This is a genomic window from Pseudodesulfovibrio karagichevae, assembly GCF_041414475.1.
Taxonomy (GTDB): Bacteria; Desulfobacterota; Desulfovibrionia; order Desulfovibrionales; family Desulfovibrionaceae; genus Pseudodesulfovibrio; species Pseudodesulfovibrio karagichevae.
This window is the reverse complement of the sequence record NZ_JBGLYH010000056.1, coordinates 1-24,454: the sequence shown is the minus strand read 5'-3', so window position 1 is coordinate 24,454 and position 24,454 is coordinate 1. Positions and strand designations below refer to the sequence as shown.

21 protein-coding genes and 1 pseudogene are annotated in these 24,454 nt (G+C 65.9%); 15 read left to right on the top strand and 7 right to left on the bottom strand.

All coding sequences use genetic code 11. From position 1 onward, the window contains the following. Positions 1 to 383: 383 nt before the first annotated feature. Positions 384 to 2,408, bottom strand: coding sequence for a molybdopterin-containing oxidoreductase family protein (locus tag AB6M95_RS15730; RefSeq protein ID WP_371387699.1), 2,025 nt, complete (start codon positions 2,406 to 2,408; stop codon positions 384 to 386). 280 nt (positions 2,409 to 2,688) lie between these two features. On the opposite strand from AB6M95_RS15730, the gene AB6M95_RS15725 reads away from it, so the two are divergent. Next, a complete protein-coding gene (locus AB6M95_RS15725; protein ID WP_371387698.1) occupies positions 2,689 to 5,364 on the top strand; it encodes a cobyric acid synthase in 2,676 nt (891 codons plus the stop codon). 17 nt (positions 5,365 to 5,381) lie between these two features. Here the strand turns inward: AB6M95_RS15725 and AB6M95_RS15720 are convergent, their stop codons facing one another. After that, positions 5,382 to 7,055, bottom strand: a complete 1,674-nt coding sequence (locus AB6M95_RS15720) for a diguanylate cyclase domain-containing protein (protein ID WP_371387697.1) — start codon at positions 7,053 to 7,055, stop codon at positions 5,382 to 5,384. A gap of 368 nt (positions 7,056 to 7,423) precedes the next feature. On the opposite strand from AB6M95_RS15720, the gene AB6M95_RS15715 reads away from it, so the two are divergent. From AB6M95_RS15715 to AB6M95_RS15680, 8 genes are all read left to right on the top strand, one after another. After that, positions 7,424 to 8,080: a CBS domain-containing protein gene (locus tag AB6M95_RS15715; RefSeq protein WP_371387696.1), complete on the top strand. Its 657-nt coding sequence runs from the start codon at positions 7,424 to 7,426 to the stop codon at positions 8,078 to 8,080. A 113-nt stretch (positions 8,081 to 8,193) separates the two neighbouring features. Next, positions 8,194 to 8,991, top strand: a complete 798-nt coding sequence (locus AB6M95_RS15710) for an ABC transporter ATP-binding protein (protein WP_371387695.1) — start codon at positions 8,194 to 8,196, stop codon at positions 8,989 to 8,991. Between the two features lie 137 nt (positions 8,992 to 9,128). Then, positions 9,129 to 11,042: an AMP-binding protein gene (locus AB6M95_RS15705; protein WP_371387694.1), complete on the top strand. Its 1,914-nt coding sequence runs from the start codon at positions 9,129 to 9,131 to the stop codon at positions 11,040 to 11,042. Further along, on the top strand, positions 11,043 to 11,930 hold the full coding sequence (locus AB6M95_RS15700; protein ID WP_371387693.1) for a branched-chain amino acid ABC transporter permease: 888 nt from the start codon (positions 11,043 to 11,045) through the stop codon (positions 11,928 to 11,930). A 2-nt stretch (positions 11,931 to 11,932) separates the two neighbouring features. Then, positions 11,933 to 12,979: a branched-chain amino acid ABC transporter permease gene (locus tag AB6M95_RS15695; RefSeq protein ID WP_371387692.1), complete on the top strand. Its 1,047-nt coding sequence runs from the start codon at positions 11,933 to 11,935 to the stop codon at positions 12,977 to 12,979. Positions 12,980 to 13,069: 90 nt separating this feature from the next. Continuing rightward, complete coding sequence (locus tag AB6M95_RS15690) at positions 13,070 to 14,284, top strand: ABC transporter substrate-binding protein (RefSeq protein ID WP_371387691.1); 1,215 nt, start codon at positions 13,070 to 13,072, stop codon at positions 14,282 to 14,284. A gap of 280 nt (positions 14,285 to 14,564) precedes the next feature. Further along, complete coding sequence (locus AB6M95_RS15685) at positions 14,565 to 15,365, top strand: ABC transporter ATP-binding protein (RefSeq protein ID WP_371387690.1); 801 nt, start codon at positions 14,565 to 14,567, stop codon at positions 15,363 to 15,365. 187 nt (positions 15,366 to 15,552) lie between these two features. Continuing rightward, positions 15,553 to 16,791 (top strand): phenylacetate--CoA ligase family protein, encoded by a 1,239-nt coding sequence (locus AB6M95_RS15680; protein WP_371387689.1) that lies wholly within the window; start codon positions 15,553 to 15,555, stop codon positions 16,789 to 16,791. 617 nt (positions 16,792 to 17,408) lie between these two features. On the opposite strand, the gene AB6M95_RS15675 is transcribed toward AB6M95_RS15680, so the two are convergent. Beyond that, positions 17,409 to 17,732: an IscA/HesB family protein gene (locus AB6M95_RS15675; protein WP_371387688.1), complete on the bottom strand. Its 324-nt coding sequence runs from the start codon at positions 17,730 to 17,732 to the stop codon at positions 17,409 to 17,411. A 534-nt stretch (positions 17,733 to 18,266) separates the two neighbouring features. Further along, complete coding sequence (locus tag AB6M95_RS15670) at positions 18,267 to 18,611, bottom strand: IscA/HesB family protein (protein ID WP_371387687.1); 345 nt, start codon at positions 18,609 to 18,611, stop codon at positions 18,267 to 18,269. Positions 18,612 to 18,773: 162 nt separating this feature from the next. Between AB6M95_RS15670 and pyrR the strand changes: the two genes are divergently transcribed. From pyrR to AB6M95_RS15650, 4 genes are all read left to right on the top strand, one after another. Next, positions 18,774 to 19,316, top strand: a complete 543-nt coding sequence (gene pyrR, locus AB6M95_RS15665; protein ID WP_371387700.1) for a bifunctional pyr operon transcriptional regulator/uracil phosphoribosyltransferase PyrR — start codon at positions 18,774 to 18,776, stop codon at positions 19,314 to 19,316. 2 nt (positions 19,317 to 19,318) lie between these two features. Beyond that, entirely contained in the window at positions 19,319 to 19,855 is a 537-nt protein-coding gene (gene thrB / locus AB6M95_RS15660) for a homoserine kinase (RefSeq protein ID WP_371387686.1), read from the top strand. Next, positions 19,852 to 20,454, top strand: a complete 603-nt coding sequence (locus AB6M95_RS15655) for a hypothetical protein (protein WP_371387685.1) — start codon at positions 19,852 to 19,854, stop codon at positions 20,452 to 20,454. Before thrB ends, AB6M95_RS15655 begins: the two co-directional genes overlap by 4 nt. 90 nt (positions 20,455 to 20,544) lie before the next feature. After that, positions 20,545 to 20,757 (top strand): Ada metal-binding domain-containing protein, encoded by a 213-nt coding sequence (locus AB6M95_RS15650; protein WP_371387684.1) that lies wholly within the window; start codon positions 20,545 to 20,547, stop codon positions 20,755 to 20,757. 3 nt (positions 20,758 to 20,760) lie between these two features. Here the strand turns inward: AB6M95_RS15650 and AB6M95_RS15645 are convergent, their stop codons facing one another. Continuing rightward, positions 20,761 to 21,117 (bottom strand): hypothetical protein, encoded by a 357-nt coding sequence (locus tag AB6M95_RS15645; RefSeq protein ID WP_371387683.1) that lies wholly within the window; start codon positions 21,115 to 21,117, stop codon positions 20,761 to 20,763. Between the two features lie 193 nt (positions 21,118 to 21,310). Here AB6M95_RS15645 and AB6M95_RS15640 point away from each other — a divergent pair, with 193 nt between their 5' ends. Further along, entirely contained in the window at positions 21,311 to 22,123 is an 813-nt protein-coding gene (locus AB6M95_RS15640) for a class I SAM-dependent methyltransferase (protein ID WP_371387682.1), read from the top strand. A gap of 48 nt (positions 22,124 to 22,171) precedes the next feature. Here AB6M95_RS15640 and AB6M95_RS15635 read toward each other — a convergent pair whose 3' ends face one another. Further along, positions 22,172 to 23,008, bottom strand: coding sequence for a WcbI family polysaccharide biosynthesis putative acetyltransferase (locus tag AB6M95_RS15635; RefSeq protein WP_371387681.1), 837 nt, complete (start codon positions 23,006 to 23,008; stop codon positions 22,172 to 22,174). 151 nt (positions 23,009 to 23,159) lie between these two features. Here AB6M95_RS15635 and cobT point away from each other — a divergent pair, with 151 nt between their 5' ends. Beyond that, positions 23,160 to 24,227, top strand: a complete 1,068-nt coding sequence (cobT, locus tag AB6M95_RS15630; protein WP_371387680.1) for a nicotinate-nucleotide--dimethylbenzimidazole phosphoribosyltransferase — start codon at positions 23,160 to 23,162, stop codon at positions 24,225 to 24,227. A gap of 120 nt (positions 24,228 to 24,347) precedes the next feature. Here the strand turns inward: cobT and AB6M95_RS15625 are convergent. Then, positions 24,348 to 24,454 (bottom strand): annotated as a pseudogene (locus tag AB6M95_RS15625) (IS1595 family transposase); the annotation flags it as partial.

Here is a 24,454-nt window from a genome sequence, read left to right as displayed (position 1 = left end):
GGCTGGGGTGCCAGCAACGAAATGCTCAATCAGACGACCGGATATATGAGCCGACAAACGCGATCTTTTTAGCCTCATAGTCCCCCCTAATACGACGAGAGATCTATGTCAGCCCCAAACTTTTTATATCGCTTCGCGGGACGGGCACACAAAAAAATTCCCCGGCTCACTCTTGAGTCAGGGGCTCCCAATTCTTCATGGAGCGATTCGGGTGCGCCAGCACCCGACAGCGGCTCTCTTACCGCGCTCGGAATAGGCTTTCGAGAGTGGTGCAGCTGTGCATTTTCTTCCGGGGGGCTTTCACCGCAGCGTAGTCTTCCTACGTGAGGATGAAAGCCCCCCGGAAAAAATGTGCAGATGCGCCGCTATCGGAAGCCGCCCCCCTAGCCGACAGGCTCAACCTCCACCCTATTGCAGTGGAAGGCGCAGGTGTTGCCCATGTCGGTGAGGCGTTGGCTGGTCAGCTGGTTGGAGCCCTGGCCGGGCTTTTGGTTGGGCCAGTGCAGACCTTCGGCCACCAGCAGTTCCGGGCGGGTGTCCTCGGTGACCTCGGCCCGGGCGGTGTTCTGGCCGCGTCCGTTGAACACGCGCACGGTCATGCCCTGGGTGATGCCCCGCGCGGCGGCGGTTTCGGGGTGGATGAGCACCTTGGCCCCGCCGGTCCGCTCGCGGATGGACTCGACCTCGTTGAAGGCGGAGTTGAGCAGCAGGGGGTGGGGCGGGGTGAGGTATTCCAGCGGGTACTGGTCGCCGCCCTCGGGGTCGCGCACCGGGGTGCCGTCGGGCAGCGGGTCGAGGCCCTGATCGGCCATGGACTGCGAGAAGAACTCCACCTTGCCGGACGGGGTCTGGAAGCCCTCGGCAAAGGGGTTGGCCGGGATGTTCAGGCGGACCGGCTCGCCCCGGCGCAGGGCGTCGAGGTCCACGCCCGCCATGTACGGGGAATCGGCGGATTCGGCCAGGAGGCGCTCAATGCACTGCGCCTCGGTCAGGGAGAAGACCTCCTCGGTGTAGCCCAGGCGGCGGGCCAGCCCCTGGAAGATGTCCAGGGTGGGGCGGCTGTCGCCCACGGGCTCGATCGCGGGCCGGGCTATCTGGACGTAGTTGTGGCCGTAGCTGCGATACAAATCGCCGACCTCGAGGAAGCTCGCGCCGGGCAGGATGACGTCCGCGAACCGGGCGGTGTCGGTCATGTACATCTCCTGGACCACGGTGAACAAATCCTCGCGGGCCAGGCCCGCCATGACCTGGGCCGATTGCGGGGCCACGGCCGCCGGGTTGGACAGGTAGTTGTAGAGCAGCTTGACCGGCGGGTCGTCGAGTTCGGTCAGGGCGTGGCCCAGGTGGACCATGTTGACGATGCGCGTGTCCGCCGGGCGCAGGTCGTCGCGGATGAGGGACGGGGCCTTGCCGGGCGCGCCGCCCAGCGACCGGGTGATGCCGCCGCCGGGTTTGGCGAAGGCGTTGACCAGGGCCGGGAGCAGGGAGATGGTCCGCATGGCCATGCCGCCCGCCAACTGCCGGGCCGGTCCCCAGCCCGTGCGGATGTACGGGGCGCGGGCCGTGCCGTAGGCGCGGGCGAACGCGGCGATCTCGGCCTCGGACAGGCCGCAGACCTCGGCGGCGCGGGATGGCGGCCACTCTCGTGCGCGTTCCTTGAGCCGGTCGAAGCCGATTGTCTGCGCCGCGATGAAATCGTGGTCGAGCATATCCTCATTGATGAGCACGTGCATGACGGCCAGGGCCAGGGCCGCGTCCGTGCCGGGCCGGAGCATGAGGTGGACGTCCGCCTCGCGGGCCGTGGGGTTGCGGTAGGGGTCGATGACCACGATCTTCGCGCCGTTCTTGCGTGCCTGCGTGAAGTGCGGCCAGGCGTGGACGTTGGTGACCAGGGTGTTGTTGCCCCAGATGACGATGAGGTCGGACTGGGCCGCCTCCTGGATCTCGGTGCTCGGGCCGCCGCCCAGGGAGGCCTTGAATCCGGCCGTGGCTGCCGGGCCGCAGATGGTGGCGTCGAGTCGGCTCGCCCCGAGCTTGTTGAACAGGGCGTGGCCCGAGTTGCGGTGGGCCATGCCCATGTGCCCGGCGTAGGTGTAGGGGAGGATGGCCTCGGGGCCGAACTCGTCGGCCACGCGCCGGATGTTGGCGGCCACCTCGTCCAGGGCCTCGTCCCAGGAGATCGGGGCGAACTCGCCGCTGCCCTTGGGGCCGGTGCGCCTGAGCGGCGTGGTCAGCCGCGCCGCCCCGTGCACGTGCTCCGGGAACCGCGCCCCCTTCTTGCAGATGAACCCCTGCGTATAGGGATGGTCCGGGTCGCCCTTGACCCTGGTGATGATGCCGTCCTCAACCTGGACCAGCAGCCCGCAGGTGTCCGGGCAATCCTTGGTGCACACCGCACGCTTCCACATGATGCTCTCCGTCTTGGTCTTGAAATGTCTCAGGATGACGCCCCGCCGAAAACGTATGACGAAGCGCCCGCGCAGGGTCGCATAAAGCGGAGGGGATTGCCAATCGGATTTGCCGAGGGGGGGGGGAGGGGCGGGAAATGCCGAGCGGTGCGCGGAGAAGCCCGTGGGCTGACCGGCCGTTCTTTCCGCAACCCCGAAGTGGACACCCGGCCGCTTTGCGCGTATTTCAATGAAAAGTCTCGAAATTTTCTACAGTTGACGCGCAGGCGACGGGTTGTTCATGGATAAGCAGAATCTTTTCGCGGGGATACCCGAGGTTTTGGACGAGCGGAAGTTCGCCCATGGGGGGAACCGCAGGCGCATGGCCGAGATGGCCGGGTGCGCGGTGGAGGACATCCTCGACTTTTCGGCCAACGTGAACCCGCTGGGGCCGCCGCCGTGGCTCGGGCAGGTGGTCGGGCAGGCGTTGCAGGAAGTGGACGCCTATCCGGACCCGGAGTGCGCCCGGCTGATTATGGCCGCGTCCGAGCGCTACAAGGTCTGGCCCACCCAGGTGGCCGCGGGCAACGGCGCGTCCGAGCTGCTCTTCGCCATCGCCGGGCTCAAGGGGTTCCGCCAGGCGGTCATCCCCTCGCCCACCTATGTGGACTACGCCCGGTCCTGCCGGGTGCATCGCCTGCCCGTGGTCGAGCCGCCGCTGACCGACGACTTCACGGTGGACTTCCCGTCCATGGGCACGCTCCTGGCCACGCCCTCCCTGGTCTTCCTGTGCTCGCCCAACAACCCCACCGGCACCCTGGTGCCCGCCAACGACCTGCGCGAGGTGGCGGCCATGTTCCCCCAGTCCACCTTCGTGGTGGACGAGTCCTTTGCCGAGTTCCTGCCCGAGGACGCCGACCGGCTGACCCGCGATCGGCCGTCCAACGTGATCACCGTCCTGTCCCTGACCAAGTCCTACGCCATTCCCGGCCTGCGGCTGGGCTTGGTCTTCGCCGACCCGGACGTGATCCTGCGTATCCGCCACAACATGTCCGCATGGTCCGTGAACACCCTGGCTCAGAGGGTCGGCGAGCGCTGCCTGAAGGACACGGCCTACTTGGCCGAGACCCGCGAGCAGACCAGGCTCCTGCGCGAGTCCCTGGCCTCGGGGCTCCGACAGGTGCCGGGCATCAAGGTCCTGCCCGGAACGGCCAACTACCTGTTCTGCCGCATGGACCGTGTGGGCCGCGACGCGGCCTTCCTGCAGGAGCGGCTGCTCATGGAGCACCGCATCGGCATCCGGCTGTGCGGCAACTACACCGGGCTGGACGACAACTGGTTCCGGGTGGCCGTGCGCGGCCGCGAGGACAACGAGCGGCTTATCCGGGCCATGGAGGCGGTGGCGGGCACGGCCCGCGCCCCGCTGGTCCGGCGTGCGCGCAGGACCCCGGCCCTGATGATCCAGGGGACCAGCTCCAACGCGGGCAAGTCCGTGCTGGCGGCCGCTTTTTGCCGGATTCTGCTCCAGGACGGGTTCGACGTGGCCCCGTTCAAGGCCCAGAACATGTCGCTCAACTCCTACGTCACGGACCAGGGCGGGGAGATGGGCCGGGCCCAGGTGACCCAGGCCATGGCCTGCCGCCTGAACCCGGACGTGCGCATGAACCCGGTGCTGCTCAAGCCCGGCTCGGACACCGGCTCGCAGGTCATCGTCATGGGGCGGCCCGTGGGCAACATGAACGTGCGCGAGTACGTGGAGTACAAGCCGCGCGCCTGGGAGGCGGTCAAGGCGGCCTACGACTCCCTGGCCAATGAGCACGACGTCATGGTCCTGGAGGGGGCGGGCAGCCCGGCCGAGGTCAACCTCAAGCACCACGACATCGTCAACATGGCCATGGCCGACTACGCCGGGGCCAAGGTCCTGCTCACCGGCGACATCGACCGGGGCGGGGTCTTCGCCTCCATCGTCGGGACCATGAGCCTGCTCACGGCCCGGGAACGCAATCTGGTGGAAGGGTACGTCATCAACCGCTTCCGGGGCGACGCCTCGCTGCTCGACCCGGCCTTCGGCCAGATGTTCGAGCGCACGGGCAAGCCGGTGCTCGGCACGGTGCCGTACATCCACGGCCTGGGCCTGCCCGAGGAGGACTCGGTCTCGTTCAAAGAGGGCTTCAGGCCCGAGGCGGACAAGCTGCCCGAGGACCAGTGCGTGGACATCGTGGTCCTGAATTTGCCGCGCATCTCGAATTTCAACGACATCGACCCGCTCCACGCCGAGCCGGACGTGCGCGTGCGCGTGGCGTCCGACGCCCGCGACGTGGGCACGCCGGACGCGGTGATCATCCCCGGCTCCAAGTCCACGGTGCCGGACATGCGCGCGCTCAAGGGTACGGGCATGGCCGCCGTCCTGCGCGAGCTGGCCGAGGGCCGGACGCGCATCGTCGGCATCTGCGGCGGGTTCCAGATGCTCGGCCGCATCGTGGACGACCCCTTCGGCCTGGAGTCCGAGACCACCCGCGTGGAGGGCTTCGACCTGCTGCCGGTCCAGACCACCCTGGCTCCGGAAAAGACCCTGACCCGCACCTTCGGCACGCACTCGGCCTCGGGCCACGGCGTGCACGGCTACGAAATCCACCACGGACACACCGAGCCCCTGTCCGGGGAGCTGCGCGTGGCCCTGCGCGACAACGCGGGCGAGCCGCTCGGCTACATGCGCCCGGACGGGCGGGTGCTCGGCACCTACCTGCACGGGCTGTTCGACGCGGACCCGTTCCGCCGCTGGTTCATCGACCAGCTGCGCATGGACAAGGGCTTGTCGCCCTTGGAGACGGTCCAGACGAGCTTCGGACTGGAGGACGCCCTGGACCACCTGGCCTCGGTGGTGCGCGAGGCCGTGGACATGGCCTCGGTCTACCGGGCGCTCGGCCTGTCGGGCGGATGCACCCAGGCCTCGCTGTTCAGGCGCATGGGCGGCTGAGCCGGGGAGTAGGGGAATCAGGCGTCCGCGCAGCGGGACGAGTCGGCCATGGTGCAGGTGTTCTTGCCCTTGTGCTTGGAGGCGTACATGGCCTGGTCCGCCTTCTGGACCAGGAGCTCGGCGGACGCGCCGTTCTCGGGGTACACGGACACGCCCACGCTGGCGCCGATGGCCGCCGGGCCCGTCTTGAGGGGGAAGGGCGCGCGCAGGGCGGACACGAGCTTTTCGCCCACCAGGGCCGCGTCCCCCAGGTTGGTCACCTCGTTGAGCATGACCACGAATTCGTCGCCGCCCAGCCGGGCCACGGTGTCGGACTTGCGCACCGATCCGGTCAGGAGCATCCCCACCCGTTTGAGCAGTTCGTCCCCCGCCTCGTGCCCCATGGTGTCGTTGACCGCCTTGAAGCCGTCCAGGTCGATGTAGAGCAGGGCCAGCCTGCGGTGGTACCGGGCGGACAGCGCCAGGGAGGCCTCCAGCCGGTCGAAGAAGAGCTTGCGGTTGGGCAGCCCGGTCAGGGCGTCGTACATGGCCGCGGCCACGAGCTGTTCCTGATACAGCTGCCGCCGGGACACGGCCAGGGCCAGGTGCCACGCGCCGAAGGCGATCAGGACGAAGAGCGCGCCTCCGCCCGTGTACAGCTTGAACAGCAGGGTGCGGGTCTGCGCGGCCAGGGTCTCGGGCGGAACCCGGGAGACCAGCATCCAGAAATAGGGCGAGGGCGTCATGTCCTTCGGGGCCTGGATGGCCGGTGCGCGCAGCCGCATGCTGAATTGGCGCATCTCGGCCAGGGGGCGGACCATGGCGAAGGTGAACAGGCCGTTGGCCGTGGTGATCTGCCCGCGCTCCCGCGAGAGCATCCACTTCCATTCGTCGGGCCGTTCCATGGCGAAGCTGACGTCGCGCGTCTTGGCGGCCATGAAGCCCCATTCCTTGTCCTTGTCCGGGCCAAGGAGCCAGTAGCCCTGGCGGTTGAGCAGCATGCTCACCCCCTGGGACGAGGCGTTCGTGCTCAGGATGCGGTCCAGCAGGGTCCGGGCGTCGTAGTTGATCAGGACGATGCCGCGCTTGCGCCCCGAGGAGTCGAAGACCGGCGTGCCGATGCGCAGCATGGGCCTGACGGGCTGCTCCACCTTGCCGTTCTCCGAGTTGAGGTCCATGGGGGAGAGATAGATGTCGCCTCTGCCCAGGGCGAGGCACTCCTTGAAATAGGAGCGGTCGGCCATGCTCCGGAGACGGTCTTCGGGCACGGCCGCGGTCTGCTCGTCGCGGCTGTTGACCCGGATCCTCTCCATGCCCGAGGCGTCGATGTAGCGGATCTGGTCGTAGTCCTGGCGGTTGCGGGCCAGTTCCATGTACTCCCGCTCCATGTCCCGGACCGCATTGCCGTCGCCGGTGTCCAGGAGCAGGGTGAGTTCGTTCTGCTTGGAGAGATACAGGACGTCGGCCACGATGTGGTCCAGTTCGCGGGCGATGGCCGAGGTCTGCAGGTCCAGGGAGTTGAACTCCGACGCGCCGATCCGGGCGAGGTCTTCGCTGCGTTCGACGTGGTAGACGAGAGCCCCGCCCGCAGTGAGCAGGGCGCCCACGAGCAGGACGAGGACGATGAAGATGCGCAAGCCGCCCCGGATGACCTGGCGGTCCTCTCCGGGCATCTTGCCTAAGTAGGTCCGGTTGTTCCGCTTGAAAAACATGTGCCGGTTCCCCCTGGCGCGAACGTCCTTCCCCTGGCGCGGCGGCCGCTTCCCCCGGCCGAACCATCGCTTTCCCCCTTTGAAATACTGCCTTGAAATTCGGAAAAGTCAAGAACCGAAGCGGTTTTGTCCTGCCGGTGGGCCTGGTCCCGTGCCGTCGCCCGATTTTCCCCGGGCGGGAAATTGCTGGTCAAACAAGCGTTTGAGTATTGACTTGCCGTTGAAAAGCGGGTTTTGAGGGGGGGGCCGGAAGTGCGCGCCGCTCACGGTTGGAATTGCGCCGTTCAATGAAAACGTGTATCCAACCGGAACGAATCCATGCCATTTACTGAACACAGAGCACGTGCTGCACTGCCAAGGAGGAATACATGTACGTCGGACTGAAAATGCTTCGCGACTTCGTCAAGGTCACCCCCCAGACGCTGGTCAAGGACGCCCAGAAACAGCTTGAGGACAACAAGCTCTGGATGCTCCTGGTGGTGGACGACGAAGGCAAGCTGGTCGGCTACGTGCGCAAGGAAGATATCTCGGCGGCCCTGCCCAGCATCATGACTTCCCTGGAGAAACACGAGATCAACTACCTGATGAGCAAGCTCACGGTGGAGAAGATCTTCCGCACGGACATCAAGACCGTGGCCCCGGAGACCGAGATCGAGGGCGCGGCCGACATGATGTACGAGATGAACCTGGCCGGGCTGGCCGTGGTCGGCGAAGCCGGCGAACTCATCGGCTACATCAACCGCAACGTCATGCTCGACGTCCTGGCCGAGGAGATGGGATACCGCGAGGGCGGCAGCCGCCTGACCCTCGAGGTGGAGGACCGTTCCGGCGTGCTCTACGAGGTCGCCGGGGTCATCGCCAACATGAAGATCTCCATCATCTCCACCGGCACCTTCTTTTACAGCGGACGCCGCATCGTGGTCGTCCGAATAGATACCGAAGACCCGTCCTCGGTCGCCGCGGCGCTTGAGGACAGGGGCTACAAACTGGTCGCTCCCGAGGATTTCGAAGGGGAGTGGACCTAGGGCCCGACCGGCCATTCGGCAGCATATGGACCCGGACGGTGTTTTGGAATTCACCGACGGGCCGTGCGGACGTCGCTTGGGACCGGGGGTTCCGAGACCATAATGGAACGATTATGGCCTATCTCGACGTCCGCGACGTTACGCTCACCTTCAAGGGCATCGCCGCGCTCATGGGCGTGTCCTTCTCCGTGGAACAGGGGACCATCGCTTCCCTGATCGGCCCGAACGGGGCCGGAAAAACCTCCATGCTCAACTGCATCAGCGGCCGCTACACCCCCGACGGCGGGGCGCGCGGCGCATGCTCCATCCAACTGGACGGCGAATGCCTGCTCTCCCTGCCCGCGCACAAGCGCACGGAGCTGGGACTGTCCCGGACATTCCAGAACATCGCCCTGTTCAAGGGGCTCTCCGTCCTTGACAACCTCATGGTCGGGCGGCACAGCCGCATCGACTACGGGTTGCTCTCGTCCATCCTCCGCTTCGGCCGGACCGTGCGCCTGGAGCGCCGCCACCGCCGCCGGGTGGAGGACGTCATCGACTTCCTGAACCTATCCCCCTACCGCCACAGCCACGCCGGGCGACTACCGTACGGCGTGCGCAAGCGGGTGGAGCTCGGCCGGGCCCTGGCCGCCGAGCCCAAGCTCATCCTCCTGGACGAGCCCATGGCGGGCATGAACCTCGAAGAGACCGAGGACATGGCCCGATATATCCTGGACATAGCCGAGGAGTGGGGCGTCACCGTCCTGCTGGTCGAGCACGACATGGGAGTTGTCATGGACATCTCCGACAAGGTCGTGGTCATCGACTTCGGCTCCAAGATCGCCGAGGGCTCGCCCGACGAAGTGCAGGCGAACACGGACGTCATCAAGGCCTACCTGGGCACCGAAGACGCCGCGTTCATGGGCAGATAGGCGACGACCGAACCGGCAGGGCGCGCCGCCCCGGTCCCGCATCCAGCGGACCCGGCAGGCCAGAGCCCTCGCCGCCGACCGTCCCGGACCAGTAAGGAAGTCCCGGCCCCGCGCCGGGGAAGACGAGAGGACGTTTCATGGCCAAACCGTACATGACCACGCTGCCGAGGCTGCTCGCCCGGCAGGCCGGGGACCGGCCCCGCAAGACCGCCCTGCGCGAAAAGGAATGGGGCGTCTGGCAGGCCGTGTCCTGGGAGGACAGTTTCCGCGTCACCGCCGAGTTCGCCTGCGGGCTTTCGGCCCTGGGGCTGGGCAAGGGGGACATCGTCATCCTCATCGGCAACAACCGGCCCGAGTGGGTCTGGGCCGAGCTGGCCGTGCAGGGATTGGGCGGCATGGCGCTCGGTCTGTACCAGGACTCCCCGGCCGAGGAGATCGAGTACGTCTTCGCCCTGTCCGGGTGCCGCCTGGTGGTGGCCGAGGACCAGGAGCAGGTGGACAAGATGCTCTCCTTCCGCGAGCGGCTGCCGGACCTCGCGCACATCGTCTACCACGACCCCAAGGGCTTGAAGGCGTATGAATCGCGGGTCCCCGGCCTGAAGAGCTTCAACGCGGTCCGGCGGCTGGGGCGCGAGAAGGGCGGCGACTGCGCGGCCCGGTTCCGGGAGTGCGTCCGCCAGGGCAAGCCGGACGATCCGTGCCTCATCGCCACCACCTCGGGCACCACGGGCCGCCCCAAGCTGGCCGTGCTGTCGCACAAAAATCTCCTGTCCATGGCCCACAACCTGGGCGAGTTCGACCCCAAGTCGGCGACCGACGAGTTCGTCTCCTTCCTGCCGCTGGCCTGGATGGGCGAGCAGATGATGGCCGTGGCCTCGGCCTTGCTCTTCGGGTTCTGCGTCAACTTCCCCGAGACCCCGGACACGGCCTCCGCCGACTCGCGCGAGATCGGCCCGCACTTTATCTTCTCCCCGCCGCGCGTGTACGAGTCCATCGCGGCCAAGGTGGCGGGCGACATCATGGAGACCACGCCGTTCAAGCGCTGGCTGTACAACCGCTTCCTGCCCGTGGGCTACGAGTTTGTGGACACGGTCTTCGCGGGCGAGACCCCGTCCCCGTGGCTGAAGTTCAAGTACCGCCTGGCCGACCAGGGGCTGTTCCGGGCCCTGCGCGACCGGCTGGGCTTCTCGCGCATGCGCAGCGCCACCACGGGCGGGGCCGCGCTCGGGCCGGACGTGTTCCGCTTTTTCCACGCCATCGGGGTGAATCTCAAGCAGATCTACGGCCAGACCGAGATCGCGGGCATCTCCTGCATCCACAAGGAGGGCGAGGTGGACTTTACCTCGGTGGGCGCGCCCATCCCCGAGACCGAGGTGCGCATCTCGGAGCAGGGCGAGATCCTGTCCCGGTCGCCCGCCGTGTTCCTGGGCTATTACAAAAACGACGAGGCCACCCGCGAGACCGTGACCGAGGACGGCTGGCTGCTCTCGGGCGACGCGGGCTACTTCGACGACAACGGCAGGCTGGTGGTCATCGACCGCCTCAAGGACGTCATGCACCTGGCGGACGGCACCCGGTTCTCGCCGCAGTTCCTGGAGAACAAGATCAAGTTCTCGCCGTTTCTGCGCGAGTCCGTGGTCCTGGGCGACGGGCGCGGCTTCGTGGCCGCCATCCTGTGCATCGACATGGCCATCGTCGGCCACTGGGCCGAGTCGAAGATGATCACCTACACGACCTACCAGGATCTGGCGGCCAAGGACGAAGTCTACGCTCTGGTCAAGAGCGAGGTCGCCAGGACCAACGCGACCCTGCCCGAGGCCACGCGCATCCGCCGCTTCTGCCTCCTCTACAAGGAGCTGGACCCGGATGACAACGAGCTGACCCGCACGCGCAAGGTCAAGCGCGGGACCATCAACGAGCGGTACGGCGCGCTCATCGAGGCGCTCTACACCGACGCCTGCGCGCTCAACCTCGAAACCGAGATCACCTACCAGGACGGCCGCGTCCGCCGGATGTGCGGCGACATCCGCATCGAAGACATGGAGGCCTAAGTGGAATATTACCTGCAACTCATCGTCAACGGACTGGTGGTCGGCTCCATCTACTCCCTGGTGGCGCTCGGCTTCGTGGTCATCTACAAGGCCACCAAGGTGGTCAACTTCGCCCAGGGCGAACTGGTCATGGTCGGGGCCTACGTCTGCTTCGCCCTGACGGTCCAGTTCCACATCCCGTTCATCTGGGCCTTCCTGATCACCCTGGCCTTCTCGGTCCTGCTCGGCCTGGCCATCGAGCGCATGGTCCTGCGGCCGCTCATCGGCGAGGAGCACATCTCGGTCATCATGGTCACCATCGGCATGAGCTCGGTGCTCAAGTCCCTGGTCCAGCTCTTCTGGGGCACGCAGATCAGGGTCTACCCGCAGGTCCTGCCCACCGAGCCGGTGATGATCGCCGGGCTGCCCGTGGCCCCGGTGTACATCGCGGCCTTCATCCTGTCCGGGGTCCTGTTCGCCGTGTTTTCGGTCTTCTTCAAGTACTCGCGCACCGGCGTGGCCATGCGGGCCACGGCCTTCGACCAGCAGGCCGCGCAGTCCATGGGCATCGGCATCAAGAACATCTTCGCCATGAGCTGGTGCATCGCCTGCGTCGTGTCCGCGGTGGGCGGGGTCATCCTGGGCAACATCAACGGGATCAACTCGCACATCGGCCACCTGGGGCTCAAGGTCTTTCCGGCGGTCATCCTCGGCGGCCTGGACTCCCTGCTCGGCGCGGCGCTCGGCGGGCTGATCATCGGCGTGCTCGAGAACGTCTGTGACGGCGCGGCCCGCCAGTTCCTCGGCCTGGGCGGCTTCCGCGAGGTGGCGGCCTTCATCATCCTGGTGGTCATATTGATGATCAAGCCGTACGGTCTGTTCGGCACCAAAGAGATCGAGAGGGTCTAGCCATGCACGGTAAATGCGGACTCTTCTTTACCACCTACGAGGCCGAGGCCCAGGTCTTTCCGTCCGGGTTCCAGAAACTCATGGTCGGCCTGTTCCTGGCCGTGCTCTGCGCGGCCCCGTTCATCCTGAACACGCACCTGACCTCCATCGTCAACCTGATCTTCATCTCGGTCATCGGCGCGGTGGCCCTCAACCTGCTGACCGGCGTGTGCGGCCAGATATCGCTCGGCCACGGCGCGTTTCTCGGCGTGGGGGCCTACGCCGCCGGGCAGTGCTCGGTTCACGGCGTGCCGTTCCTCGCGGCCATCCTGACCGGCGGGCTGGTCACGGCCATGGTCGGCATGGTCTTCGGCGTGCCGTCGCTGCGGCTCAAGGGCATCTACCTGGCCATCGCCACCCTGGCCGCCCAGCTGGTGCTCGAATACGTTTTCCTGCACGGCGGGGCCTTGACCGGCGGGTCCAACGGCCTACTCCTGGAGCCGCCGTCCATCCTCGGGTTCTCCTTCGATACCGAGGTGCGCATGTACTTCCTGCTCCTGGCCTTTGCCGCCGGGGCCCTGCTCATGGTCACCAACATCATGCGCTCCAAGTACGGCCGGGCCTTCGTGTCCATCCGCGATTTTTATCTCTCCGCCGAGATCGTGGGCGTGAACCTGTTCCGCTACAAGCTCGTGGCCTTCGGCGTGAGCTCGTTCCTGGCGGGCGTGGCCGGGGGCCTGTGGGGCCACTACACCGGCTACATCTCGGCCGAGCAGTTCAACATCGGCCTGTCCATTTCCTATCTGGCCATGATCGTCATCGGCGGCCTGGGCTCGGTGCTCGGCTCGGTCTTCGGGGCCGTGTTCATCGTCCTGCTGCCCGAGGTCCTGACCGGGCTGTCCAACGCGGTTTCGGCCGTGCTGCCGGACATCGCCCAGTACGTCGTGGCCCTGCGCGAGGGCGTGTTCGGGCTCACGCTCATCCTGTTCCTGATCTTCGAGCCGGAAGGGCTGGCCCATCGCTGGCGGCTGGTCAAGGCGTACTGGAAACTCTACCCGTTCGCCCACTAGGGCGCGGTCGCAATCCCGCCGCCGGGCGGCGGGTGGACATAGGAGGCGTCCGGGGAAGGGCGCATCAACTTCAACCTCGAGGAGTACGACATGAGGGTTGGAAACATCATAACCGCGGTCTGCGTCCTGCTTTTAGCCGGGCTGATGCTGGTCGGTTGCGGAGGCGGGGACGAGAAAACGGCTGCAACCTCCAAACAGGCGGCCGAGCCCATCAAGGTCGGCGGCCTGGTGGACCTGTCCGGGCCCACCTCGTCCGTGGGCGTGCCCTACGCCGACGGGCTCAAGGGCGGGGTCGAATACGTCAACAAGCAGGGCGGCATCAACGGACGCCCCCTGGCCTTCTACCTGCAGGACACCGCCTACAAGGTGCAGCAGGGCCTCTCCCTGTACAAGAAGATGGTCAACACCGACCACGTGGTCTGCATCCAGGGGTTCGGCTCGGCCGTGACCGAGGCGCTGGTGCGCACCCTGGCCAAGGACATGGTGCCCAACCTGTCCGCATCCTATTCGGCCCACCTGACCGACCCCAAGGTGGCCCCGTACAACTTCTTCATCGCGGCCGACTACACCACCCAGCTGCGCGCCGCGCTTAAGTACTTCAAGGACAACTGGACCGAGACGCGCGCCCCCAGGGTCGCCTTCATCTATCCGGACCACCCCTACGGCCTGGCCCCCATCCCGGGCGGCAAGGAATACGCCAAGGAGATCGGCTACGAGATCGTGGGCGAGGCCAACGTGGCCCTGAACGCCATGGACGCCACCACCGAGCTGCTGCCCATCAAGGAGCAGTCCCCCGACTTCTGCTGGATAGGCGGGACCACGCCGTCCACCTCCGTCATCCTCAAGTCCGCCAAGAACATCGGCCTGAACACCGTGTTCTTCACCGACATCTGGGGCACGGACGAGACCCTGCCCAAACTCGCGGGCTCCGACGCGGACGGCTCCTACTCCAACCAGGCCGCCGCGGTCTACGGCCAGGACGTGCCGGGCATGAAGGCCATCATGGAGATCACCAACAACCAGCCGCAGATGACCCACTACATGCGCGGGTTCGTATCCATCCTGGTCATGGCCGAAGGCATGAAACGGGCGCTGGCCAACGGCGAATTGACCGGCGAAACCCTGAAAACCTCCCTGGAGACCCTGCGGGAATACGACCCCATGGGCCTGGCCCCGCTCCTCTCCTACTACCCCGATGACCACCGCCCGAACATGGCCGTGTTCCTCTACACCATCAAGGACGGCAAACTGACCTTCGTGAAAGAACAAATCCTCGAACGCCGAGAAGACTGGCTCGGCCATTAGGGTGAAATGAAGAGCCGGGGGGAAACCTCTTGAGAGAGGTTTCCCCCCGGACCCCCCTTCCAGAACTTTTTGGGCCACGCCGCCAGGAAGGGGGGCGGGATATGAGAGTACGCCATGGCGGCGTGGAAGGTGCGGGCGCGACAAGCCGGGCCTAGGCTCGACAAGCCCTTCGCCGCCTACGAGTTTGACGTGTCCGCACAATATACCTGTGGCGCGATAAAAAGTTTTGGAGGGTCCAGGGAACCTTTTTCAAAAGGTTCCCTGGCCGCCGGAGGCAAACGTGAGCGACATACTCAGGGTCGAGAATCTGGAAGTGGTCTACAATGACGTGGTGCTGGTTTTGAAGGGGTTGTCCCTGGCCTGCCCGGAGGGGCGGATCACGGCGTTGCTCGGGGCGAACGGGGCGGGCAAGTCCACGACGCTGAAGGCGATTTCCGGGTTGTTGCAATGCGAGGACGGCGAGGTCACGGACGGGGTGGTGCTCTATCGCGGCCAGCCCATCCAGGGGCTGGTGCCGGAGAAGATCGTGCGCCGGGGGGTGTTCCAGGTCATGGAGGGGCGGCGGATTTTCGAGGACCTGACCGTGGAGGAGAATCTGCGCTGCGGCGCGTTCACCCGGCCGGGGTCGGAGATGGGCGACTCGCTCGATCTGGTCTACGAGTATTTCCCGAGGCTCAAGGAGCGGCGCAAACAGCTGGCGGGCTACATGTCCGGCGGCGAGCAGCAGATGTGCGCCATCGGCCGGGCGGTCATGGCCAAGCCCAGGCTGCTTCTGCTCGACGAGCCGTCGCTCGGGTTGGCCCCGCTGCTGGTGGAGGAGATCTTCGACATCATCAAACGCTTCAACGAGAAGGAGGGCGTGACCCTCCTGCTGGTGGAGCAGAACGCCCGCGCGGCCCTGTCCGTGGCCGAGACCGCCTACATCATGGAGAATGGCCGGGTGGTCATGGACGGCACGGCCAAGGAGCTGCTCGACAACCCGGACGTTCAGGAATTCTACCTCGGCATGGGCAGCGCCGGGGACAAGAAGAGCTACCGCGACGTCAAACACTACCGCAGGCGCAAACGCTGGCTCGGGTAGCGGCTTGCGATAGCGGCCGCCTGCACGTTCGACCCACTCTCCCAAGCCTTTTCAAAGGGCGATGGGGGAGAGTGGTGGCAAAAAAACGGCATCTGTCGTAGGCTCCAACACAAAAGGATTGGCAGGTTCCTCCGCCGGGGGCGGAGCGGCGACAACGACTGGAACGGGGGGCCGGAGGCATTCATCCATGTACTACACCGAGTATGAGACGGAGCCGCGCGACAAGCGGATGAAGCGCAAGTGGAAGGGCGTGAAGGACGTGCTCATGGCGGCCGAGCGGTCGTCGGGCGAGTTCCGGGAACGGTTGCGTGCGCTTGGGGCGTGCGCCAAGGATTTCAAGGACTGGGACGACTACGCCAAGATCCCGCCCCTGCGCAAGCGGGACATCATCGAGTGGCAGCGGGAGCACGGCATCGGCTGGTTCCTGGCGGCCAAGCCGGGCGAGCTGTCGCGCATCTACCAGTCCCCCGGCCCGATCTATGATCCCGAGGGGCGCGGGCCGGACTACTGGGCGTGGTCCGAGGGGTTCTTCGCCGCCGGGTTTAGGCCCGGCGACCTGGCCCAGATGACCTTTTCCTACCACATGACCCCGGCCGGGCTGATGCTCGAGGAGCCGCTGCGGGACATCGGCTGCGCGGTCATCCCGGCCGGACCGGGCAACACCGAAAAGCAGATCGAGTTCCTGACCCAGCTGCCGGTCAACGCCTTCATCGGCATGACCAGCTACCTCAAGGTCATCGGCGAGAAGGCCGTGGCCATGGGGCTCGACCCGCTGGAGGATTTCCATTTGGAAAAGGCGTACGTGGCGGCCGAGCCCCTGCCTGAATCCCTGCGCGCCGAGGTGGAGGCGATGTTCGGCATCACCGTGCGCCAGGGGTACGGCACGGCGGACGTGGGCTGCATCGCCTACGAGTGCCGGGAGCTGGGCGGCATGCACCTGTCCAACTACCGCCACGTGGAGATCTGCGACCCGACCACCGGCCTGCCCGTGCCCGACGGCGAGGTGGGCGAGGTGGTGGTCACCCCGTTTTTCACCGACTACCCGCTGGTCCGGCTGGCCACGGGCGACCTGTCGTCCATGGACCTGAGCGTGTGCGCCTGCGGCCGCACGGCCAGAAAGCTTGCCGGATGGAAAGGCAGGGCCGACGACACGGCCAAAGTCAAGGGCCAGTTCATCTATCCGTGCCAGGCCGCCACGGTCTTTTCGCGATTTGCGACCATTTCCGGGTGGCAGATTCGAGTAAAACATGTTAATGGCATGGACGTACTTGTGGTTGTGGCCGAAACGGCGCAGCCTTTCGATACGGAAAGTTTCGAGGCCGACTTCCAAGCCTTGATGAAATTGCGACCAGTCGTCGAGACCTGCGCTCCCGGCACCCTGCCGAGCGACGCGCCCTGTCTCGTCGATGAAAGGACTTTCGATTAACCCCGGCTGTCAGGGCCGGGATTGCGGTCCTAATCGAAGTGGGCGGTGCCATGCGAGCACCGCCCTTTTTCGTGGGATTCTCGGGCGCGGCTTGCGATAGCGGCGCATCTGCGCATTTTTCGGGCTTGCCGCGTCCTCGCCGTACGTGTTGTACGACTGCGGGGCGGCTGCGCCCGAGAAAATGCACATCTGCACCACTCTCCCAAGCCTGATGGCGTGCGGACGCGAGAATGCGGCCACGTGGCCGGGGTGCGCTACGCGGAACTGCGTGCGTGGGCGAGAGCTGCTGTTCGGGTGCCGGGGGCACCCGAAGGCGCTCCGGGGGGAAGAGCGTGGGGGAATGTGTTTTTCGTTTTGAAAGCAGGATGGGTTATCGGGTTGTGCTTTTCGAAGAGGAAGCCTGGCTCCCCCTTTTTTTTGCCTTTCCCTGCGTCAGCAGCCCGCGAATGCGGGCGGCCCTGACGCTCCCTGCCTTATTTCCTTTGCGGGAGATGGGCTAGCTGGCGAGAAATGGTGAGCCGCGAGGCGCAAAAAAAGCCCGGGACCGAAGCGTATCTAAACATACGCGAGGGTCCGGGCTTTTTGCAGCAACGCGGCGGATGGCGCCTTATCGCCAGCTAGCAGCCGCAGGAGCCGGTGCCGCAGGAGGAGCATCCGCAACCCCCGCCACCGCCGACCTGGTTCTCGGAGGAGACCTGGAAGCCGTAGGGGGTCATGTCGATGGACACGGCGCCCGAGGCCTGGGCCAGTTCCTCGTTGATCAGGAAGGTGAAGGCTCCCTGCTCGAAGGACTTGTCGCCGTCGCGCAGCTCGTCCAGGGCCAGGGAAAGACGCGGCCCGGAGCAGCCGCCGTCGGCCAGGTGCACGCGGATGGGCTGTACGTCCTTGTCCTCAAAATATTTGGTCAGTTCGTTCTGGGCCGATTCGGTAACAGTGATCATAAGTTCTCTCCTGGATTGGTTTCGTTCTCAAAACAATAAGGATCATCTATCCGATGTAAAGAGAAAAACGATGCGCAGCCCCTCCTGGCCGCTCCAACCCGCCGAAATCCCGCCCGAAAAAATCTGAAATTTCGCCCCGCAGGGAAGTCTCTCCCCCTGGAGCATCCGCTCTCGCATGCCCCAAGCGGTCCGCAGCCAATACATATACTTATGGGCAACGTCGGCCTCTCCCGCCGAGGAAGGGCCCGGCCGAAAGAATCGACGCGCCGCAAGACACAAAAAAAGCCCGCGCCCCACGCGTATCCCAATACGCGAAGGCCCGAGCCGCGCTTCCGCCTCACCCCCTCATAGTGGGAGATGGGCTAGCAGCCGAGACGGCGTCAGCCGCAAGGCGCAAAAAAGGCCCGGGACCGAAGCGTATCGCAATACGCGAGGGTCCGGGCTTTTTGCAGCACACCTGGGGCGTAAGATCTTGTACGGCTCGAAGACTCGCCTACAATTCACTTAACGCAGTGGATCGCCGCTTCTCGCCAGCTAGCAGCCGCAGCCGCCGGAGCCGGCGGAACCGCAGGAGCCGGCCGAGGAGCAGTCGCAGCTGGAGCCGCCGCCGCTCACGGGCTTCTCGGATTCCACGACGAATCCGTAATAGGTCATGTCGATCTTGATGTTGCCGGTCTGGGCCAGCAGGTCCTTTTCCACGAGGAAGGTGAATCCACCGGCCTCGGACACGTCATCCTTATCGTTAGGCTCATCCAGAGCCAGGGTCAGGCGCGGGCCCGCTCAGCCGCCGGCCGCGAGATACACGCGGATCGGGGACGCTTCCTTGTCCTGGAAGTAGCCTTCAAGCTGCTTGTGGGCAGCTTCAGTGACTTCAATCATTATAATGCCTCCTAATTTGGGTCGGGAAAAGAAGAGGTAAGATCAATAGTACCCTTTGTCAAATCGAAAGTTGCCGCAAGGCGCGGGCGGAGTTGACCCCCCCTTGGCGATGGGCTAATTTCCTACGTTCCTTCAAACGCTAAGTCCTGCGAGGCCGAGATGATGAAAGACTGCGGCACCATATTGTCCGACAAGGAGATGAGCCGGACCCTGGAACGGCTGGCCTTCGAGATCTACGAGCGCCGGGGCGACGACTTGTCCCTGGCCATCCTGGGCATCCAGCGCCGGGGCGCGGACCTGGCCGAGCGGCTGAAGCTGCTGCTGGACGAGCGCCTGGGGCGCAAGGTCCCGCTCGGCAAGCTGGACATCAACCTGTACCGCGACGACTGGACCACCAACCTGGAGCTGGCCCCGACCATCAGCTGTTCGGAGATCGGCTACGAGGTGGAGGGCAAGTCCATCGTGCTGGTGGACGACGTGCTCTATTCCGGCCGCACGGTGCGCGCCGCGCTCGAGGCCATCCTCGACTACGGCCGCCCCAAGCGCGTGGAGCTTCTGGTCCTGGTGGACCGGGGCCACCGCGAGCTGCCCATTCAGGCGGACTACGTGGGCAAGAAGCTGGACACCCTGGGCGACGAGCACGTCAACGTGCTGGTCGTCGAGCGCGACGGCGAGGACCGGGTCTGCCTGGTCCGGGGCGAGTAGGCATGGCCTTCACGCCCATTCTGCGAGACGAGGTCAGCCTGCCGTGCATCACCCTGGTGGGCATGGCCGGGGCGGGCAAGTCCACCCTGGGCGGCCTGCTGGCCAAGCGGCTCGACTGGGGCCAGTTGGACACGGACCGGTACATGGAGTCCTACTACGGGCTTTCGCTCCAGGAGATCCTGGACACCTATGGGCTGGACGAGTTTTTGCGCATCGAGGAGCGGCTGGTCTCGGACCTGAACCTGACGCGCACGGTCATCTCCACGGGCGGCTCGGTCATCTACGGCCCCGAGGCCGTGCGGCGGCTCAAGGAGCTCGGTCCGGTGGTCCTGCTGGACATCGACGAGGCCACCTTCGTCGAGCGCGTGGGCGACGGCGAGAACCGGGGCCTGGCCATCGGCCCGGGCAAGACCATGCGCGACCTTTACAACGAGCGGCTGCCGTTGTACCGCAAGGCCGCCGACCTGACGGTCCGCACCGACCAATGCGCGCCCGACGAATGCGTGGACCAGATCCTTCAACACCTCGACATCCAATGAACAAACTGACCCCCAAGGCCGCCTTCCGCAAGCTGGCCGCCATATACGACAAGATGGTCGCCCGCTACGACGAGGCGGCGGCCCCCATCGGCATGACCTGCGAGGGCTGCATCGACAACTGCTGCCTGTCCTTTTTCCAGCACCACACCTACGTGGAGTGGGCCTACATGTGGGAGGGCCTGAACAAGCTCCCGGCGGATCGCCTGGAGGCGATAAAGGCCAGGGCGCGGGACTACGTGGAGCAGGCCCAGGCGGCCCTGTCGCGCGGCGAGCGTCCGCACGTCATGTGCCCGCTGAACATCGACGAGAAGCAGGGCGTCTGCGGCCTGTACGAGCACCGGCTGATGATCTGCCGCATGCACGGCGTGCCCAACCTGCTGACCCGCCACACGGGCCAGGAGGTCCGCTTCCCCGGCTGCTACCGCTGCCAGGAGCTGACCGAGGGCATGGAGGACGTGCCCACCGTGGACCGCACCCCCATGTACAAGGATCTGGTCATGCTCGAGATGCAGTTCGTGGGCAAGAACCTGCGCATGCTCCCCAAGGTGGATCACACCATCGCCGAGATGATCGTGCTCGGGCCGCCGCGGCTGAAGTGATTTTCGAGACCGAAAAAGGCCGCCGGGAGATTCCCGGCGGCCTTTTTCGTCGGCTGGACAGAGTTTCTTCCCGGGCGTAATGGGGGAAGCATGCGAAAACTGCTTGCCTGCGTCCTGATCCTGCTCACGCTGTCGGTTGCGGCCACGGCCGCGTCCTTCACCTACCACGGCAACCGGGATTCGCACATATTCCACCGCCCGGGCTGCCGCTATTACAACTGCAAGCATTGCGTGGTGAACTTCGCTTCGCGCCAGGCGGCGCTGGAGGCCGGGTACCGGCCGTGCAAGGTCTGCAAGCCGTGATCGTCAGACGCTGAGCGGGAACCCGGCCTTGGCAAAGGTGAACTGGCCCGCCTGGAGCAGGGCGATCTCGTTCTCGCGGGCCGAAATCTGCATGTGCTTTTCGTGCTTGGGCAGGGCGGAGCCCCATATCTGGGCGATCTCGGCGCGGACCACGTTGATGCGCTGCTCCAGCCTGTCCAGGGTGAAGGTCCCGTTCTTGATCGGCTCGATGGCCGCCTCGCGGAAGGCCTTGATCGCCTCCTCCGAAATGTCCACCACGTCGCCGGGCCAGTGCATGGCCTGCTTACGCGCGTCCTCTTCGGGCAAAGGTCCGAAGACCGAGCCGTTGCCGATCTGTGCGATGTCCGTTTCGATGTACATGACCTTCCTCCGTGATGGTCGCGTACATCTCCTATCGGATGCTCCTTAATAAAACTTAACGTTCGATGGCGGACCGGGTTGACGCCCCGCCCGGTCCGGGATACCCCTGTGCCCATGCGCTCCTAGCTCTGCCATACGGTTTCGGCCCTTCGCCGCGTCCGGCGACCCCTTTCCCCTTCATTTGGAGCGAAGTATGAACAATAGATCATTCGATACCGTGTCCCTGTGGGACGACGGCTACAAAATCCCCTGGAACGACCCCGCGTTCAGCGCGCGCATCCTCAAGGAACATCTGTCCCAGGAGCATCACCTGGCCAGCCGCAAGCTGTCCGTGATCGAGGCCCAGTCGGCCTGGATCGCGGCCCGCTTCCCCGCGCCCGGACCCGCCGTGCTCGACCTCGGCTGTGGCCCCGGCCTGTACGCACGGCATCTGGCCCCGCTCTGCCGCCGCTACGTTGGACTGGACTTCAGCCCGGCGTCAGTCGCCTACGCACGGCAACATGGCCCGGCCGGGTGCGAGTTCCGGTTGGCGGACGTGACCGGGGCGGACTTCGGTGGCCCCTTCGACCTGGCCATGATGCTCTACGGCGAGTTCAACGTCTTCTCCCCGGCGCAGGCCCGCCGACTGCTGGCCGAGGCGCACGGGGCCCTCGCGCCGGGCGGGCTGCTGCTCGTCGAGCGCCAGCGGTTCGAGGCCGTGCGCGCGGTGGGCCTGGGCCCGGCCGTGGAGGTCCGCGCTCCCGAGGGCGGGCTGTTCGCGGACGAGCCCTACGTCTGCCTGACCGAGAACGACTGGTTCGAGGAGGAGGCCGTGGCCCGGCAGCGCTTCCTGGTGCGTATCGAGGGGTGCGCCGAGCCGGTGGCGTACCGCTCGACCACCAAGGCGTGGACCGGGGCGGAGATGGCGGCCCTGCTCCTTGAAGCGGGCTTCGCCGATGTGGCCGGATATCCGGACTGGCCCCGGCCCGAGGGTGCCATGGCCCTGGTCTCGGCCCGCAAGGCATGAAAAAAAGGCCCCCGGTTCGCCGGGGGCCTCGTCTTGCCGGAGTGCGTTTTACCGGGCCTCGTCCGACGCGCCCAGCAGAAATCCGATGAAGTCGGTCACGCCGTGCTGGCGGGCGTAGACGTAGTGGGCGGTCCAGGCGGCGAAGGACAGCCTGCGGCCGTAGACCATGTACTCGCGGCCGGGCCCGGCGAAGTCCCAGCCGAAGTGGGCGGCCACGGACGGATGGACGGGCTGCTCGAAGTCCGGGAACGGGTCGTCCAGGGCGGCCAGGGCGTCGGCGTCCGGCTCGGGCAGGCCGAGTTCGCCCAGCACGCCGCGCGCGGCATGATCCAGGAGCAGCGCGCCGGGGTGGTTGACCGTGTTGAACAGCGGTTCGCGGTTGAGCCGCTCCTCGATGAGGGCCATGTACTTGACCGGGGTGTGCGCCTCGCGCTCGCGTTCGCGCCGCAGGGTGCCCTCCAGGAGCGCGTCCAGGTCGAGCTTGGCCGCCAGGTCGGCGCGCAGGTAGAGCAGGATGGCCTCGTCCGAGGTCAGCCCGGCGTCGATGTAACCGTCGAGCAGCTCGCAGCGGTAGTCGAACCCTTCGCGGCCCGACCAGGTGGGCCAGTACCCCTTGAAGAACATGTTCGGGATGCACAGGGACCGGGCGTGCCCCGGCAGTTTTGCCATGAGCGATTCCGAGGCCAGCTCGCCCCAGTTGGGTCCGAGGTGCTGGTACAGGAACAGGGCGCAGCGGGCCAGGTCCGCCTCCGGGATGGGCTCGCGCGCATAGTTGGTGTACAGGCGGCACTCGTACCGGTCGCGGAACGCCGGGCAGCAGTTCAGCCGGTCGAGAAGCGGCTCGCCCTGGCAGTTGGCGTGGATGAGGCAAAGTTCCCTGGCCATGATATTCCTCTGGCTTGCCTGAAGAATAGACAAGCTTTTCTAAATGGATAGCACGGACAGCTCCGGGCGGCAACGGGTTCTTGGCTGTTTACAGGCCGCCCTTTCGCGGTGTATTGCTCCCGGACCGAAAAACATCATAAAGGATAGTCCAATGGAAGCTGCATTCAAGCGGATACTCGACGAAATTTCTCCTGTGGACCGCACCAGCGAGGCCGAGGGCCAGGCCCATCTCGACAACCTGACCAAGCCCGTGGGCAGCCTCGGCCGCCTTGAGGAACTGGCCCTGCAACTCTATCTCATCCAGGGCGGAAAGGCTCCCCAGGCCGACCCCATGCGCATCTACACCGTGGCCGGTGACCACGGCGTCAACGCCGAGGGCGTGTCGCCTTATCCCCAGGAGGTCACCCGCCAGATGGTCCTCAACTTCCTGGCCGACGGCGCGGGCATCAACGTCCTGGCCAAGACCGTGGGCGCCGAGCTCTTCGTGGTCGACGCGGGCTGCTGCGGCGGCGTCTTCGACGAGCATCCGGCCCTGATCCAGGCCAAGGTCGCGCCCGGCACGGCCAACCTGGCCGAGGGCCCGGCCATGACCCGCGAGCAGTGCATCGAGGCCCTCATGCTCGGCGTGTCCCTGGCCGACCGCGCCCAGGCAGACGGCGTCAAGGTGCTCGGCACCGGCGAGATGGGCATCTCCAACACCACGCCGTCCACGGCCCTGTATTCCGCGCACCTCGGCCTCGACCCCGCCGGGCTGACCGGGCCTGGCGCGGGCCTTCCCAAGGGCAGCCTGGCCGCCAAGACCGCGGTCATCCGGCGCGGGCTCAAGGCCAACGAACAGGTCGTCGAGTCCGGCGATCCCGTCGGCATCCTCGCCGCCCTGGGCGGTTTCGAGATCGCCACCCTGGCCGGGCTCATCCTGGGCGGAGCCAGGAACCACCAGCTCGTCTGCGTGGACGGCTTCATCTCCACCGCCGCCTACCTGGCCGCCTGGAAGATCGCCCCGGCCGTCAAGGATTACTGCCTGCTCAGCCACGCATCGGCTGAACCCGGCTACGCCGCCGTGGTCGAGGCCATGGGCCTGACCCCCTACCTCCACCTCGGCTTCCGCCTCGGCGAAGGCACGGGCGCGGCCTGCGCCATGTTCCTCGTCCGCGCCGCCGCCAACATCTTCAACGACATGGCCACCTTCGCCTCGGCGGGCGTGTCGGAAAGCCGGTAGGAATGCCTCCGGCGGCCGGGGGAAGGGGAGGAAAAACCCTTTGAAAAGGGTTCTTTTCTCCCCTTCCCCCGGACCCCCATCCCCTCTTCCCTCCTAAACTTTTGGGGCTGACATAGATAACTATGCCGCGTTGTGCCTTTTTATCCATTTTTTCAGGATAGATAACTGCTCTTTTGGGGAGCCGTAATTAAACCTGAATTCGCACTCTTTCAAATACAGCCAAAAAT

Excerpts from the sequence above, each read along its gene's own strand:
- AB6M95_RS15730 (WP_371387699.1), bottom strand. The coding sequence starts at position 2,408 with ATGTGGAAGCGTGCGGTGTGCACCAAGGATTGCCCGGACACCTGCGGG.
- AB6M95_RS15725 (WP_371387698.1), top strand. The coding sequence starts at position 2,689 with ATGGATAAGCAGAATCTTTTCGCGGGGATACCCGAGGTTTTGGACGAG.
- AB6M95_RS15720 (WP_371387697.1), bottom strand. The coding sequence starts at position 7,055 with ATGTTTTTCAAGCGGAACAACCGGACCTACTTAGGCAAGATGCCCGGA.
- AB6M95_RS15715 (WP_371387696.1), top strand. The coding sequence starts at position 7,424 with ATGTACGTCGGACTGAAAATGCTTCGCGACTTCGTCAAGGTCACCCCC.
- AB6M95_RS15710 (WP_371387695.1), top strand. The coding sequence starts at position 8,194 with ATGGCCTATCTCGACGTCCGCGACGTTACGCTCACCTTCAAGGGCATC.
- AB6M95_RS15705 (WP_371387694.1), top strand. The coding sequence starts at position 9,129 with ATGGCCAAACCGTACATGACCACGCTGCCGAGGCTGCTCGCCCGGCAG.
- AB6M95_RS15695 (WP_371387692.1), top strand. The coding sequence starts at position 11,933 with ATGCACGGTAAATGCGGACTCTTCTTTACCACCTACGAGGCCGAGGCC.
- AB6M95_RS15690 (WP_371387691.1), top strand. The coding sequence starts at position 13,070 with ATGAGGGTTGGAAACATCATAACCGCGGTCTGCGTCCTGCTTTTAGCC.
- AB6M95_RS15680 (WP_371387689.1), top strand. The coding sequence starts at position 15,553 with ATGTACTACACCGAGTATGAGACGGAGCCGCGCGACAAGCGGATGAAG.
- AB6M95_RS15675 (WP_371387688.1), bottom strand. The coding sequence starts at position 17,732 with ATGATCACTGTTACCGAATCGGCCCAGAACGAACTGACCAAATATTTT.
- pyrR (WP_371387700.1), top strand. The coding sequence starts at position 18,774 with ATGAAAGACTGCGGCACCATATTGTCCGACAAGGAGATGAGCCGGACC.
- thrB (WP_371387686.1), top strand. The coding sequence starts at position 19,319 with ATGGCCTTCACGCCCATTCTGCGAGACGAGGTCAGCCTGCCGTGCATC.
- AB6M95_RS15655 (WP_371387685.1), top strand. The coding sequence starts at position 19,852 with ATGAACAAACTGACCCCCAAGGCCGCCTTCCGCAAGCTGGCCGCCATA.
- AB6M95_RS15650 (WP_371387684.1), top strand. The coding sequence starts at position 20,545 with ATGCGAAAACTGCTTGCCTGCGTCCTGATCCTGCTCACGCTGTCGGTT.
- AB6M95_RS15645 (WP_371387683.1), bottom strand. The coding sequence starts at position 21,117 with ATGTACATCGAAACGGACATCGCACAGATCGGCAACGGCTCGGTCTTC.
- AB6M95_RS15640 (WP_371387682.1), top strand. The coding sequence starts at position 21,311 with ATGAACAATAGATCATTCGATACCGTGTCCCTGTGGGACGACGGCTAC.
- AB6M95_RS15635 (WP_371387681.1), bottom strand. The coding sequence starts at position 23,008 with ATGGCCAGGGAACTTTGCCTCATCCACGCCAACTGCCAGGGCGAGCCG.
- cobT (WP_371387680.1), top strand. The coding sequence starts at position 23,160 with ATGGAAGCTGCATTCAAGCGGATACTCGACGAAATTTCTCCTGTGGAC.